The organism is Synechococcus sp. BA-124 BA4 (assembly GCF_034931165.1).
On sequence record NZ_JAYGIA010000122.1, the window covers coordinates 1 to 12298 of the forward strand.

A 12298-nucleotide genomic window follows, 5' to 3' on the forward strand; every position below is an offset into this window, starting at 1 on the left:
GCAGCAGTCCCCGCAGGGGGCCGCCGCCTTGCTCATAGCGGGACCCCATGTTGAAGTGATCGCCGCCGCCCGCCAGGACGAGCCGGTGGCCAGCGTTCCCCAGGCGGGCGACCCGGGCCATCGGTGCGATGGCTTCGGGACCGGGGGGCACCACCCAGTCGCGGCTGCCGCTCACCACCAGCACCCGGCCCTGGAAGACCGAGGCGGCTCCGGTCTCGAACAGCAGGGACATCGGCGGGCTGACCGCCACCGCGGCCTTCACCCGCGGGTCGGTCAGGGCGGCCTGGTCGGTCCCGCCCAGGAAGCTGCAGCACTGCAGCACCCAGCTCAGGTTGCGCTGGGGGTCCTGGAGATCATTGCAACGCTGCAGCAGCTGCTGGGCGGTGGGGCGGGCGCCCACCAGCTGCAGGGCCGTGGTGGCGCCCCAGGAGTGGCCCAGCACCACCACCGAACCGGTGTCCAGCCCGCTCGGAAGCCCCAGGGTCCCGGCGGCCGCCGCATCGATCAGGGCGGAGACGTCGAGGGGGCGCAGGCGGAGCTCCGCCGGGCCGGGCGGCGGCACCTTGCCGGAAAGCATGGTCTGCTGCTGGGTCCGGTCACTGCCGGGGTGGCGGGGCAGCAGCACCGTGTACCCGTGGCTGGCCAGATGCCGTCCCCAGCCCTCGAAGCTTTCGGGGCCGTCCCAGAGCCCATGGGAGATGGCCACCAGCCGGCCGGAGGCCTGCTCAGTGGGGCGGATCACCACCACCTCCAGGGGCCGGGGCCGGTAGGTCAGCGGCAGAGCCAGGGTGTCACGCTGCACCTGCAGGGGACCCGCCTCCCCCAGAGAGGGGGCCATCGTCGTCGCCGGCTGGCCTTCCAGCAGGCGGTTGGCCGAGAGCAGCTGGGCGTTCATCCGCTGGAGCAGGAACAGGCCCTTGCCCACATCCACGCTGGCGGTCCGTCCCGGCACGGCCTCGAGCAGCGCCAGCATCGTCAGCGGGCCCCGGCCGGCGGCCCGGTCCAGGACCTTGAGCACCGTGTCACTCGACACATCGGCCGGCAGACCGTCGACCCCTCCGAGGGAGGACAGCAGGAGCAGGGCCTGCTGGGCCAGGGGCGAGGGGACGACCTGGCGGGCCACGTCGAGGGCCTGCAGCGGCAGGGGGGCGTTGAACAGATCCACCAGGGAGCGCCCGATGGTGCCCCGGGTGGCCTGGTCAAGTTCGGCCAGGTCGCTGTTGCCCGCGAGCAGGGCCCCGGGATCGCTCAGTTCCGCCAGCCGGATCGAGAACGTGGTCCCGATCAGGGGCAGTTTCAGTTCGACCGTCTCGAGGGCCCGGGCCGGCGGCGAAACGGCCAGGGCCGCCGCCAGGGCCAGGCCCAGCCCGGACAGGGACGGAATTGTCCGCATCAGGAGAGCAACTGCGTTGCCGGAAGCGAATTCTGGCAGCCGTTTGTCCTGGAGTGACGCCATGCCGATCCCGGGGGATCCAGCCCGGCGACCCTGATGCCCAGGCTGGAGCTGGCGCAGCGTTGCATCAGGTTCGGGAACGCAGCAGCAGGCAGAACATCAGGACCATGGCGGCCACGACCAGGACCCGGGCCAGCAGGAAGCGGATCACGTTCTTCCTGTCGCTCATCCAGGTGTCGAGCCATCCGAAAGGATCGGGGGCAGCGGGCAGTTTCATGGTGCGCAGGTGTCTCACTGACAGCGGGAGTTGGGGACGGTGGAGCCAGGCCATCGGCCTCAGACTGACCAGGCGAACGGGCTAGTCCTGGTGCAGGCGCATCCGTGCCGATACCTGGGCTTCCGGGTCGACCCCGGCAAAGGTCGGTGGCAGCCAGACCCTCACCACCATCAGCAGGGCCATGGTCATCAGAAACAGGCAGACCGCAAGAATCTGTTGCCAGTCCGTTTCCAGCACACCCCGGACGATCACTTCCCGAAGCACCGAGACGATGGCGATCTCCTCCGCCACCCCGATCGACACCCGTTGTTCCTGGAGGTAGATGATCAGCAGGCGGAACAGCTCCACCAGGATCAGGATGAACAGGATGTCGGCCGTGACCTCATGGAACTCCGACGTCGACAACAGGCTCGAGAACGTGCGCTTCAGCTGGAGCACCATCACGCCGAACAACCCGAGGCAGAGGGAGATCGCGATCAGGTCCTGGACGGCCTCCAGGGCCTGGACGATCTGGCTGCGGCGGAACTGCTGGTGCCAGGGAATGGCGTCATGGCGTATGGAACCCGGCGTTCCGGTGGGCGGGTGGTTCATGGCGAAGGGTCTTCGGAAACGGCAGGGAGGTCACCGGAAGGGCTGCGGGGGGGGCGCCGCCCAGGGTCTGCAGGCCGGTGTCGCGGGGCACGAGCAGATCGGCTTCGCTGACCTTGACGACCTGACCATTGCTGCGGAACCGCGTCAGGGACTTGGTCACGGTGACCCTGGTCATGCCGGCGATGGCAGCGAGTTGGCGGTGCGTCAGATTCATGTCCTCCAGGGAGAGGGTGGTGCCGCTGCTGCTGATCCGGCCGAAACGGGAGCCGATCCAGTGCAACAGGCACAACAGCCGGGATTCGGCCGGTCGGACGCGATGGATCTGCAGCAACTGGGTGGTCTGGGTGAACAGATCCCGCATGAATTCCAGGGTCTCGCTTTCGCTGGGCTCCCACTCGATCACCACCACCCGGGTGAGAGAGATGATCTCGTAGGGGGTCACTCCGCAACCGGTGGGCGTGATCAGATCACCGGGACCCCAGATGCCGAGGGTGATGGATTCACCCTCCTCATTCCATGTGTTGGCTCGGACGTAGCCATCATCGATACGCCAGCTCAGGTCGGCCGGCAGATGATCGTCGGCGCGAAGGGTCAGGCGCAGCGGTCGGGCGGGCATGGCGAGTGTCATGTCACGGCGGATGGCATGGCGGAGGGCTCCGGCGGGCGGCGTTGGAGTCTGCGGAAGAGTGGAGATGGGCTTGTGTTGTTTTTGAGATGCCCGAACCACCGTGGCGGACCTGGTGTTGGAGTCCGGGAACATTAATGACTGGATTCGGCTGGTGGGTGCTAATTCAACGCAGGATTGCCAATCCAGCTGATAAGTCACGGTGATCGGATTGCCCCCCTTCGCCTGTCGCACCCCGGAGGCTTTCGCTGGCCGTCCGGTCAGCCTGGCCACCCGTCATGGCAAGGAGAGGGTGCTGGCCAGGCCCTTCCGCCATGGCCTCGACCTCCGCCTGGTTCTGGCCAGCGGCTTCGACACCGATCGACTCGGCACCTTCAGCGGTGAACGGCCCCGTCCCGCGGACGCCCTCGAGACCTGTCGGCGCAAGGCGGAGGCCGGCATGGACGACACGGGACTGGATCTGGGGCTGGCCAGCGAAGGCAGCTTCGGGGCCCATGCCGCCATCCCCTGGCTGACGGTGGGCACCGAGTGGCTCACCTTCGTGGACCGCCGGGACGGTCTGTTGATCGCCGAAAGCCTGGTGGCCCCGCGCACCAACTTCGACCGCCGGCGGGTGTCGCTCCGGGATGACATCCAGGACTGGCTGGCTCGGGTGGGCTTTCCCTCCCATGGCCTGATCGCCCGTCCCCATGGTGGCGACGCCGGTACCCCCGTGATCAAGGGTCTGCACACGGAAGCCGCCCTCGCCGAGGCCCTCAGCCGCTGTGCCCGGGCCTCGAGCGATGGGTCGGTCTGGCTGGAGACCGACATGCGGGCCCACTGCAATCCGACCCGCCGGGCCGCAATCCGGGCCTTGGCCTTCCGCCTGGTGCGGCGGATCGCCCGTTCCTGCCCTTCCTGCGGCGCCCCTGGCTGGGGCCGGTGCGATGGAATCGTCGGCCTTCCCTGCGCCTGGTGCGCCCAGCCCACCGAGCGCCTCAGGGCCGAGGTGTGGGGGTGCGTGGCCTGCGGCCATCGGGAGGAGAAGCCGCGTCCGGATGGGCGCCGCACGGCGGATCCTGGTGATTGCCCCCATTGCAACCCCTGAAGGACATGCACCGGAACCGGTGCGCTGCTCTGATGCCGGGTTGTCGCGGCTGGTTGGCGCCTCTGGTTGTAGCGGCTACCGATAAAGGTGTCCCTCCGTCTACATTCAAACCGAAAGAATCCTAGGTTTGCGTTTCTCCTGGAATTTGATTCCGGTGGAGGTCAGGACATGGCCCCCACCGGAAGTTTTTTTGTGGATGTCCCGAAGACCGGTGAGCGCTGCAGCGGCCTCCCCTGGCTGCGGCGATCGGGTGCGGCCGCCAGGCCCGATTCAGGCCTCGAGTGCCGCCGCCTGTCCTTCCCTGGCCGCGTCCGTCCCGCAGCGGTCGCGGCAGAGCACCTCCAGGGCCGGCCGGCCGGTGATGGCCAGGCGCCAGCGGGCCCAGAGCCCGTAGAGGGCATCCACCAGGGGCCGCAGCAGGGGCCAGCGGGTGGGCGCGTAGAGCCAGCCGAGACCCACCAGGGCATAGGCCTGGCGGAACACCTCCACATCCCGGATCACCCCACCGTCGGCGCGCAGGGCGTGCATGCGGCCCATGGCCTCGGCGTAGGTGATGCCGCCGTGGCGGGCCGGGTCGTAGGCGGGGTCGTTGACGTCCACGAAGGCCAGCCGGCCCACCCCACGGTCGCGGCGGCGCAGGGTGTTCACCTCCCTCAGACAAAGGGGGCAGCCGCCATCGAACAGCAGGGTGAGCTCGGCCATGGGTGGACGGCAACAGGGGGACGGCTGGGTCTCCAGACGCGCAGTGAGCCTAGAAAGAGCTGCCCCCTCTGCGCTGGCAGCCATCCGGTGGCCAGACTCCAGCCCGCTCCCCTCCCCCCATGCCCGTCTGCCGTCAGGCCGCGCTGCACCGCTGGCAACGCCGGGACCCGGCCCTGATCCGTCGGCTGATGCCGTTCTGGGGTTGGCTGTACCAGCACTACTTCCGGGTTGTTTCCGATGGCTGGGAACACATCCCCGACGTGGACCCGGTGCTGTTCGTGGGCACCCACAACGGCGGGCTGGCGGCGCCCGACATGCACATGGTCATGTACGACTGGTTCCGCCGCTTCGGCCTGGAGCGCCCGGTGCTGGGGCTGGCGCACCCGAAGGTCTGGCTGGGCTATCCGCCGCTGGCGGATCTGGCCGCCCGTACCGGTGCGATCCCGTATCACCCCCGCCTGGCCCTGGCGGCCCTGGAGGAGGGGAACAGCCTGCTGGTGTATCCCGGCGGCGGGCAGGACACCTTCCGGCCGCACCGGGACCGGGGCCGCATCCACTTCGCCGGCCGCACAGGCTTCCTGCGCCTGGCGATCTGGCACGACCTGCCGATCGTCCCGGTGATCTCCTGGGGGGCCCACGACACCCTGGTGGTGCTGGAGGACCTCTACCCCCAGTTCCGGGCGCTGCACGAGCGGGGGATGCCCTGGCTGTTCGGCATCGATCCCGAGGTGATGCCCCTCTACCTGGGCCTCCCCTGGGGCCTGGCCCTCGGGCCGCTGCTCAACCTGCCCCTGCCGGTGCGGATCCACACGCGGGTGTGCCCGCCGATCCGCCTGGAGCGCAGCGGCCATGCCGCCAGCCGCGACCGGGCCTACGTGGCGGCCTGCTATCAGCAGGTGACCGCCACCATGCAGCAGGCCCTGGATCAGCTGGCGGCCGAGGCTCAGCGGTAACGGGAGGGCGACACGTAGGACTGGGAGGGAATCGACTGCGGCCCGGCGCCGTTGCCGAGCCGCTGGGGCAGGCCGTCCCGTTGGCGTTGCAGTTCCGCCAGGGAACGGGTCTCCCCCATGGCCAGGCCTGTCAGCACGGCCAGTTCCTGCTTCAGCTGGTTGGCGGGCCGCGGATTCACGAAGCGGAAGTTGAGCGTCGTCTTGTCGCCGCCGCTGTCGTAGCCCACTACCGTGAAGTAGAGGTCCGCCGTCTTGCCGGCCCTGGATCCGGCCAGGGCCCCGCCCACCATGCCCCCCACCAGGCCGATCGGGCCCAGCAGCAGGCCACCGGCGATGGCCCCGGCGGTGCCGCCACCCACGGCTCCCACCGTGCCGTTGGTGCTGTCGAAGGTCTCCTGCCCGCCCGCGTACCAGCGGGCGATCCGGCCGATGGGGATGAAGCTCTTCCTGTCCCCGATGCCGTTGGTGTCGAGGTTGATGCTGCAGGGGTTGTTGCCGCAGAGGGCCTGATAAGTGGTGGCCGCCGCCGGGGCGGGAAGCAGCAGGGCCAGGAGCAGGGGAGAGGCCTGGCAGGCTCGCCGTCGAAGCCGGGCTCGAGTGACGGTCATGGGTCGAGCGTGGAGGGCCCCGCCAGTCAACCGGCGCTCGCCACCGATGCAATGGGGCCGGGGCCACGGGGTGATGACCGGATGTGACCGGCGTGGCGGCCCCCCGGGGCTCCGATGATGGACGTCGCTCTGCCGGTCTCCCCGGGGCCCCCATGTCCCTGATCAACACGGCCGTCGGTCTGCTGGCGATCAGCTCGCCGATCGGCCTGCTGCCGGTGGTGGTGGAGGCCGGTGGGGGCAACCCCGTGCGGATCCGCCGGATCAGCCGCCTGGCCGTGCTCACCTTCCTGTGTGCCCTGATCGCCGCCTGCTGGTGGGGCCAGGGTCTGCTGGACCTGTTCGGCATCACCCTGGAGGCCTTCCGGGTGGCTGGCGGACTGATCCTGCTGCCGATCGGGCTGCGCCTGATCGATGGGCGGGAGGTGAGCCACGGCTCCCTGGACGGCACTGAGGACAGTGCCGGCGTGGTGCCGATCGGCCTGCCGCTGCTGGCCGGCCCGGGGGCCATCTCCCTGGTGGTGGCCGATGCCCCCGCCGCCTGGCAGGGTCGGCTCGCCCTCAGTGGTGTGATCGGCTTGCTGGCGATTCTCATCTATCTCTTGCTGATCGCCTCGATGCCCCTGCGCCAGGCCCTGGGGGAACTGCAGGAGAAGGTGATCAGCCGCCTGATGGGTCTGCTGCTGAGCGCCATCGCCGTCCAGATGCTCGTCAGCGGCCTCAGGGGGTGCTTTCCGGTGCTGGCCTGAGGCCTGTGGCGTTGCCCTGCGGGCTGCTTAGAGGCAACCGAGCCGCGGTGGCGTCGGTGGCCCTTCGAACGGGTCGATGGCCAGCTCCCGATCCAGCACGCTGAGGATGTCCTGGATCACGGCAGGGCGTGTGGCCACCCAGAGGAAACCCTCCAGGGGAGCCGCCGCGACCGGATCCCACAGGCAGAACTGGGGGTGCTGCCGGTACATGCGGGTGGCCAGGGGCACCAGGAAGCGGGTCTTGGGGAACTGGTCCTCCCCGTGATCGAAGGTGAGGACGATGGCGAATTCCAGCTCGCCCTTCGGGGTGTAGCGGTCGATCCGGGTCTCCCCTTCCGATCCGGGAAAGGGGGAGAGCCGGTACTCGACGTAGCGGCGATGGAAGGGATTCCTCTGCTCCTTCCAGGTCCTTGCCTCCACCCCCAGCTCCGCCGCCAGCTCGGTGAGCAGCAGATAGGAATGGGTGCGGAGGGTCTCGTGAAGCTCGTCGGTCCTGTTGCTCTGCAGCCGCCAGCGCTCGGCCAGCGCCTCATAGCGGTTCATCTGGGGTGGGTCCTGGGGGGCGGGTCCCGTGGGGCCTGTCACCGATGTTCTCCTCACTTTTTCAGTTTATCGGCGGCCCGCGGGCGGGCCAGGGGATGGCGGCGCCTTGACGGCGGAGGGCCGTGGGGACGGGGCGTCACCTCCCGAAAGGCCCGTCGCAGCCGGATTTTCCGGCGCGTCAGCTGGATCGCGGCAGGGTTGCAGCAGCACCGCTGCGCTGACCATGGCCATGAGCGATGACTTGGTGTACTCTTAAGGAGCAGTGAAACGACGGCCATGGACCCTGTGAGCCCGGTAGCCCAGCTGGCAGTCGCCGCCATCAGCGGCGCCGCCTTCCTGATTTCCATCGTCGTGATCCCCTTCCCCGAGTCGAAGGCCGATTCCTCGGCGGGCATCAACCCCACATCCCAGACCAGCGGCAGCATCATCCGGACGCTCGAAGCTCCAGGCACCTCCCTGATCAAGTAAGCCTGCCGCCACCCACCAGGCACCCCGTCATCGCTCCAAGCATCCATTCAGGCATCGATGCCGGCCATCGATTCCACGCCAAGAGCCCTGCCAGCCAGCTGTCCACCGACCCAGGGAACGACCGTTCAGCCGCGAGACCGGAAGCCGGCCCGCTGAACGACCGTCCGCCGATGGAACCCCCTTCCATACCTTCCTCGGGTTGCGGCTCAGGATGGTCCGGTTCCGCCCGCCGCTGCCATGACCTCCGGCCCTGAAGTTCCCCACGGGCCGCCGCTGGTGCTGGTCCACGGGCTGTTCGACACCCCACGGGTCTTCGACCGGCTCGACCGCCAGCTGGCCGGCAGGCGCCAGCCCCTGCTGAAACCGGCCCTGCCGCTCCGCTTCGGGGTCGCCCCGGTCGAGATCTCGGCCCAGCGGCTCGCTGCCGCGATCGAGGCGGCCTTCGGGAGCGAGGAGCCGCTCGACATCCTGGGTTTCTCCATGGGCGGCGTCATCGCCCGCACCTGGATCCAGCGGATGGGCGGCCATGCCCGCACCCGCCGGTTCATCAGCCTCGGCAGTCCCCAGCAGGGGACCCTGGTGGCGCAGCCCTGGCCCCGCAGGCCGCTGGCCGGCATCGCCGATCTCAAGGCGGGCAGCCCGCTGCTGCGGGAACTCAATGCCGACCTCTCCAAACTGCAGGGGATCGACTGCCGCAGCTATGCCACGGTCTTCGACCTGATGGTGGTGCCGGGCTGGCGGGCGGTGCTGCCCATCGGGCCGCGGCGGATGCTCCCGGTCTGGACCCACCAGCAGTTGCTGCGCCACCCGGCGGCCCTCGATCCGCTGGTGGCGGATCTGCTGCGTCCCTGAGTCGCTTCAGGGGCCAGCATGGAGGCGGACGCCGATCCGCGAGGTCGCGATGCCGAAGGCCCTGGTCGATAGGTGCACGTCCTGGGCTTCGCCTGGGCGGACTTGCATGACACCAGCCGCTGTGACCATCCCCTGGACCAGGTGCTGATTCTCCGCTGGCTGGTCGTCACCCCGGCCATGGGCGGCCTGCCGCCGCTCACCCTGCTGCTGGGTCTGGTCGTGGTGCCCTCAGTCCCCGGCGGCACTGGTCCCCTTTCGTGACGCTGCGCTGGAATCCTTACGCGCTCACCCCCGTGGCTTCCTAAGGGTGACGTGAGGTTTCCAGGAGCATGCGATGGCGATCCCATCCCCCAGGTCCGGTGGCGTCCACCTGCCGCGTCACGACGGCATGGAAGCCGGTCACCGGTCCGATCCCTACCGGGAGGAGGGCCTGCCCGTGCAGCCCAGCGTCTGTCCGGACTGTGGTGCGAGCGTTCACCGGGGGCGCTGGAGCTGGCGAGCGGCGGAGCCGGGCGCGAAGCCCCACCGCTGCCCGGCCTGTCGCCGCATCCATGACCGGATGCCGGCCGGAGAGCTCAGCCTCGGGGGTTCCTTCCTGGCGGCCCACGACGAGGAGATCCTGCGCCTGCTGGACCACACCGAGACCCGTTTCCGCCAGGAGCATCCCCTTGAGCGCCGGATGGCGCTGCAGGCGGATCCGGCCCATGGCCGGGTGCTGGTGACCTACACCGGCACCCACGTCACCCATGGGGTGGCGGTCGCCCTGCTGGATGCCTTCGCCGGAACGATGGAGGCGGACTGGCCGGAGGGAGGGGCCCCGCTCCGGGTCCGCTGGAGCCGGTGAGGCGGGGCGGCGGTTAGAACCGGATCGGTTGCTCACCGCCAGGCCCATGGCCCTGCCTTCCTTGCTCCGCGCGCTGCGGGCCTGCTCCCTTGCCGCATGGCTGGGCCTGGCCTTGCTGGTGGTCGGCCCGCGGCCGGCACTGGCGGCCTACGTGCTGCCGCCGCTGCCCTACCCGGTCGATGCCCTGGCACCGGCGATCGAGCCCACCACGATGACGATCCACCACGACCGCCACCACGCGGCCTACGTGGCCAACCTCAACGCCCGGATCGCCGACCATCCCGAGCTGGGCCAGCTGTCGCTGGAGGACCTGCAGGGTCGGATCTCCCGCTACCCGGCCGCTGTGCGCAACAACGGCGGCGGCCACTACAACCATTCCCTTTTCTGGCGGGTGATGGCGCCCCCGGGCCAGGGCGGTGCCCCTTCCCCGGAGCTGACCGCGGCGATCACCGCGGCCTTCGGCTCGCCTGAAGCGCTGCAGCAGCGCTTCGCCCAGGTGGCGACCGATCGCTTCGGCTCGGGATGGGCCTGGCTGATCCGGAGACCCGACGGCAGCCTGGCGATCACCAGCACCGCCAACCAGGACAATCCGCTGATGGATCTGCCGGGCATCGAGCGGGGCGTGCCCCTCCTGGGTCTGGATGTGTGGGAGCACGCCTACTACCTCGACTACCAGAACCGCCGGCCGGACTACGTCGCCGCCTGGTGGTCGCTGGTGAACTGGAACGAGGTGAACCGGCGCTTCGCCGATGCAGCCGGGACGCCATCGGCGCGTGAATCCTGACAGGTGTCGGTGTCGATAGCTGATACGACGCCCGCCCGGGGAAACGGTCGCGAAAGTTCACGATATTGACGTGATCGCCATGGCCCCGTCCCGCGCCGTCCTGTCCAGAACCGTCGAGCTCGTGCCCGTGCAGCGCACCCTCCACGGCGATGCCCTCTTCTCCGCCCCCCGCACCAGCGACGAGACCCTGATCGCCGAGATCGCCAGGGGCGACGCCTTCGAACTCTTCTGCCACCGCTTCCAGACCGATCAGCTGCTGGTGCTGCGGGGGGCGATCGACCTGGTCGTGCTCCAGAACCGCCAGCTGCGCCGCATCCCCCTGCGGGAGGACGAGGCCACCTGGGTCTGCATTCCCCCCGGGGTGCCCCATGGCGCCATCAACCGGGGCCGGATCCCTGCCCTGCTTGTCAATGCCGTGCTCCGCCACGGACCGAGCGACCCGAGGGATTACGAACCCCATCCGGTTCCGCCCAGGTTCCGCAGCCAGTGGCGCCGGCTGGCGGTTGCCTGACCGCCGGCGCCGGAAGGCCGCCTCAGTTGTATTCCCCGGGGATGTCCTGCTTGGTCACCGTGACCCGGCCGACCTTCTTTCCCGACAGCCGCAGCAGCTCATCGCCCGAGAAGTCGAAGCCCCTGCCGGCGGCGATCTGGGCGACGTCGTCGGCGGTGGCCGCGGCCAGCACCTCGGCGCGCAGGGGCTGGTCGTCCTGCATCCGGGCCAGAAAGGAGCGGGCCTGATCGAGGCTCATGGGCCGGCGGAGTCGGCGGTGGTGTCCAGCATGGCGCAGGCCCCTAACGGCTCCACCACTTCTCGAGCTCCAGGTAGGCGATGAATACCAGGCTGACGCCCCCGCAGGCCGCCAGCTCGATCGCGCTCAGGGGGGTGACGCCGAAGAAGTGGGCCAGGGGCGCCAGGTAGAGGAGCATCAGCTGCAGGGCGGCGCTGGCCAGCACCGCCCCCAGCAGCCAGGGGTTGGCCAGGGGCGGGGTGCGCCACAGGGCCCGATCGCTGCCGGCGGAGAGGGCATGGCCCAGCTGGGCCAGGCAGAGGGTGGTGAAGGCCATCGTCTGCCAGGGCCGTCCCAGCCGGGCGGCCACCACCATCAGCGCCACCACCAGGGCACCGAAGACCACCCCGATGCGCAGGATGGCGCTGCCCAGACCCCGGGCGAGGATCGATTCGCCGGGCTCGATCGGCGGCTGGCGCATCAGATCCTCCGCCGGCGGGCCCAGGGCCAGGGCCAGCGCCGGCAGTCCGTCGGTCACCAGGTTGATCCAGAGGATCTGCAGGGGGGTGAGGGCCAGCCCGAGCAGCGGGGCCGAGCCGATGGTGATCAGTTCGCCCAGGTTGCAGCCCAGGATGAAACGCACGAAGCGGCGGATGTTGGCGTACACCTGCCGGCCCTCCTCCACCGCATTGACGATTGAGGCGAAGTTGTCGTCCAGCAGCACCACGTCGGCCGCCTCCCGACTCACGTCCGAGCCGCTGATGCCCATGGCCACCCCGACGTGCGCCTGGCGCAGGGCCGGGGCGTCATTGACCCCGTCGCCGGTCATGGCCACCACCGCGCCCGTGGCCTGGAGGGCCTGCACGATGCGCAGCTTCTGCTCCGGCACCACCCGGGCGAAGAGGCTGGTCCGTTGCACCAGGGCTGCGAGCGCCGCCGCGTCGAGGCCCTCCAGCTCCGGACCCTGAACGATCGGGCTGCCCGGTTCCGCCAGGCCGATGGCCTCGCCGATCGCGCGCGCCGTCAGGGGGTGGTCGCCGGTGACCATCACCGGCCGGATGCCGGCCCCACGGCAGCGGGCCACGGCATCGGGCACC

General features: G+C 69.9%; 18 protein-coding genes. 9 read left to right on the forward strand and 9 right to left on the reverse strand.

Features of this window, described 5'->3' with window-relative positions; all coding sequences use genetic code 11:
- The 4 genes from VB734_RS14430 to VB734_RS14445 all read right to left on the reverse strand — a co-directional run.
- Nucleotides 1-1393 (reverse strand): dienelactone hydrolase (locus tag VB734_RS14430; protein ID WP_323243609.1); only part of this gene is annotated, 1393 nt, incomplete at its 3' end.
- A 127-nt stretch (nt 1394-1520) separates the two neighbouring features.
- Entirely contained in the window at nt 1521-1670 is a 150-nt protein-coding gene (locus tag VB734_RS14435; protein WP_323243610.1) for a hypothetical protein, read from the reverse strand.
- An 81-nt stretch (nt 1671-1751) separates the two neighbouring features.
- On the reverse strand, nt 1752-2261 hold the full coding sequence (locus tag VB734_RS14440; RefSeq protein WP_323243611.1) for a phosphate-starvation-inducible PsiE family protein: 510 nt from the start codon (nt 2259-2261) through the stop codon (nt 1752-1754).
- Nucleotides 2218-2877, reverse strand: coding sequence for a Crp/Fnr family transcriptional regulator (locus VB734_RS14445; protein WP_323243612.1), 660 nt, complete (start codon nt 2875-2877; stop codon nt 2218-2220). The genes VB734_RS14440 and VB734_RS14445 overlap by 44 nt, the downstream gene beginning before the upstream one ends.
- Nucleotides 2878-3088: 211 nt before the next feature.
- On the opposite strand from VB734_RS14445, the gene VB734_RS14450 reads away from it, so the two are divergent.
- A complete protein-coding gene (locus VB734_RS14450) occupies nt 3089-3973 on the forward strand; it encodes a DUF6671 family protein (protein ID WP_323243613.1) in 885 nt (294 codons plus the stop codon).
- A 270-nt stretch (nt 3974-4243) separates the two neighbouring features.
- Here VB734_RS14450 and VB734_RS14455 read toward each other — a convergent pair whose 3' ends face one another.
- Nucleotides 4244-4675: a DUF393 domain-containing protein gene (locus VB734_RS14455; RefSeq protein WP_323243614.1), complete on the reverse strand. Its 432-nt coding sequence runs from the start codon at nt 4673-4675 to the stop codon at nt 4244-4246.
- A 119-nt stretch (nt 4676-4794) separates the two neighbouring features.
- Here VB734_RS14455 and VB734_RS14460 point away from each other — a divergent pair, with 119 nt between their 5' ends.
- Nucleotides 4795-5628 (forward strand): lysophospholipid acyltransferase family protein, encoded by an 834-nt coding sequence (locus VB734_RS14460; protein WP_323243615.1) that lies wholly within the window; start codon nt 4795-4797, stop codon nt 5626-5628.
- Here the strand turns inward: VB734_RS14460 and VB734_RS14465 are convergent.
- On the reverse strand, nt 5619-6236 hold the full coding sequence (locus VB734_RS14465; RefSeq protein ID WP_323243616.1) for a hypothetical protein: 618 nt from the start codon (nt 6234-6236) through the stop codon (nt 5619-5621). The genes VB734_RS14460 and VB734_RS14465 overlap by 10 nt on opposite strands.
- A 152-nt stretch (nt 6237-6388) precedes the next feature.
- On the opposite strand from VB734_RS14465, the gene VB734_RS14470 reads away from it, so the two are divergent.
- Entirely contained in the window at nt 6389-6982 is a 594-nt protein-coding gene (locus VB734_RS14470) for a MarC family protein (RefSeq protein WP_106222598.1), read from the forward strand.
- 27 nt (nt 6983-7009) lie between these two features.
- On the opposite strand, the gene VB734_RS14475 is transcribed toward VB734_RS14470, so the two are convergent.
- Nucleotides 7010-7567, reverse strand: a complete 558-nt coding sequence (locus tag VB734_RS14475; protein WP_323243617.1) for a hypothetical protein — start codon at nt 7565-7567, stop codon at nt 7010-7012.
- A gap of 234 nt (nt 7568-7801) precedes the next feature.
- On the opposite strand from VB734_RS14475, the gene VB734_RS14480 reads away from it, so the two are divergent.
- From VB734_RS14480 to VB734_RS14505, 6 genes are all read left to right on the forward strand, one after another.
- Nucleotides 7802-7993 (forward strand): hypothetical protein, encoded by a 192-nt coding sequence (locus VB734_RS14480; RefSeq protein WP_323243618.1) that lies wholly within the window; start codon nt 7802-7804, stop codon nt 7991-7993.
- A gap of 237 nt (nt 7994-8230) precedes the next feature.
- Complete coding sequence (locus tag VB734_RS14485; protein ID WP_323243619.1) at nt 8231-8845, forward strand: alpha/beta hydrolase; 615 nt, start codon at nt 8231-8233, stop codon at nt 8843-8845.
- Nucleotides 8846-8947: 102 nt separating this feature from the next.
- On the forward strand, nt 8948-9106 hold the full coding sequence (locus VB734_RS14490; protein WP_323243620.1) for a hypothetical protein: 159 nt from the start codon (nt 8948-8950) through the stop codon (nt 9104-9106).
- Between the two features lie 73 nt (nt 9107-9179).
- Nucleotides 9180-9689 (forward strand): BCAM0308 family protein, encoded by a 510-nt coding sequence (locus tag VB734_RS14495; RefSeq protein ID WP_323243621.1) that lies wholly within the window; start codon nt 9180-9182, stop codon nt 9687-9689.
- A gap of 46 nt (nt 9690-9735) precedes the next feature.
- Nucleotides 9736-10473, forward strand: coding sequence for a superoxide dismutase (locus VB734_RS14500; RefSeq protein WP_323243622.1), 738 nt, complete (start codon nt 9736-9738; stop codon nt 10471-10473).
- Between the two features lie 79 nt (nt 10474-10552).
- Nucleotides 10553-10984, forward strand: coding sequence for a cupin domain-containing protein (locus VB734_RS14505; RefSeq protein ID WP_323243623.1), 432 nt, complete (start codon nt 10553-10555; stop codon nt 10982-10984).
- A 22-nt stretch (nt 10985-11006) separates the two neighbouring features.
- Here the strand turns inward: VB734_RS14505 and VB734_RS14510 are convergent, their stop codons facing one another.
- Nucleotides 11007-11222 carry a Nif11-like leader peptide family natural product precursor gene (locus VB734_RS14510; RefSeq protein ID WP_323243624.1) on the reverse strand — a complete coding sequence of 72 codons (216 nt, stop codon included), beginning with the start codon at nt 11220-11222 and terminating at the stop codon, nt 11007-11009.
- Between the two features lie 43 nt (nt 11223-11265).
- A partial coding sequence (locus tag VB734_RS14515; protein WP_323243625.1) for an HAD-IC family P-type ATPase occupies nt 11266-12298 on the reverse strand: 1033 nt, incomplete at its 5' end.

Bases quoted from the DNA above. Each gene is read 5' to 3' on its own strand.
- VB734_RS14455 (WP_323243614.1), bottom strand. From the start codon at position 4,675: ATGGCCGAGCTCACCCTGCTGTTCGATGGCGGCTGCCCCCTTTGTCTG.
- VB734_RS14470 (WP_106222598.1), top strand. From the start codon at position 6,389: ATGTCCCTGATCAACACGGCCGTCGGTCTGCTGGCGATCAGCTCGCCG.
- VB734_RS14510 (WP_323243624.1), bottom strand. From the start codon at position 11,222: ATGAGCCTCGATCAGGCCCGCTCCTTTCTGGCCCGGATGCAGGACGAC.
- VB734_RS14460 (WP_323243615.1), top strand. From the start codon at position 4,795: ATGCCCGTCTGCCGTCAGGCCGCGCTGCACCGCTGGCAACGCCGGGAC.
- VB734_RS14440 (WP_323243611.1), bottom strand. From the start codon at position 2,261: ATGAACCACCCGCCCACCGGAACGCCGGGTTCCATACGCCATGACGCC.
- VB734_RS14465 (WP_323243616.1), bottom strand. From the start codon at position 6,236: ATGACCGTCACTCGAGCCCGGCTTCGACGGCGAGCCTGCCAGGCCTCT.
- VB734_RS14500 (WP_323243622.1), top strand. From the start codon at position 9,736: ATGGCCCTGCCTTCCTTGCTCCGCGCGCTGCGGGCCTGCTCCCTTGCC.
- VB734_RS14495 (WP_323243621.1), top strand. From the start codon at position 9,180: ATGGCGATCCCATCCCCCAGGTCCGGTGGCGTCCACCTGCCGCGTCAC.
- VB734_RS14480 (WP_323243618.1), top strand. From the start codon at position 7,802: ATGGACCCTGTGAGCCCGGTAGCCCAGCTGGCAGTCGCCGCCATCAGC.
- VB734_RS14435 (WP_323243610.1), bottom strand. From the start codon at position 1,670: ATGAAACTGCCCGCTGCCCCCGATCCTTTCGGATGGCTCGACACCTGG.
- VB734_RS14445 (WP_323243612.1), bottom strand. From the start codon at position 2,877: ATGCCCGCCCGACCGCTGCGCCTGACCCTTCGCGCCGACGATCATCTG.
- VB734_RS14505 (WP_323243623.1), top strand. From the start codon at position 10,553: ATGGCCCCGTCCCGCGCCGTCCTGTCCAGAACCGTCGAGCTCGTGCCC.
- VB734_RS14485 (WP_323243619.1), top strand. From the start codon at position 8,231: ATGACCTCCGGCCCTGAAGTTCCCCACGGGCCGCCGCTGGTGCTGGTC.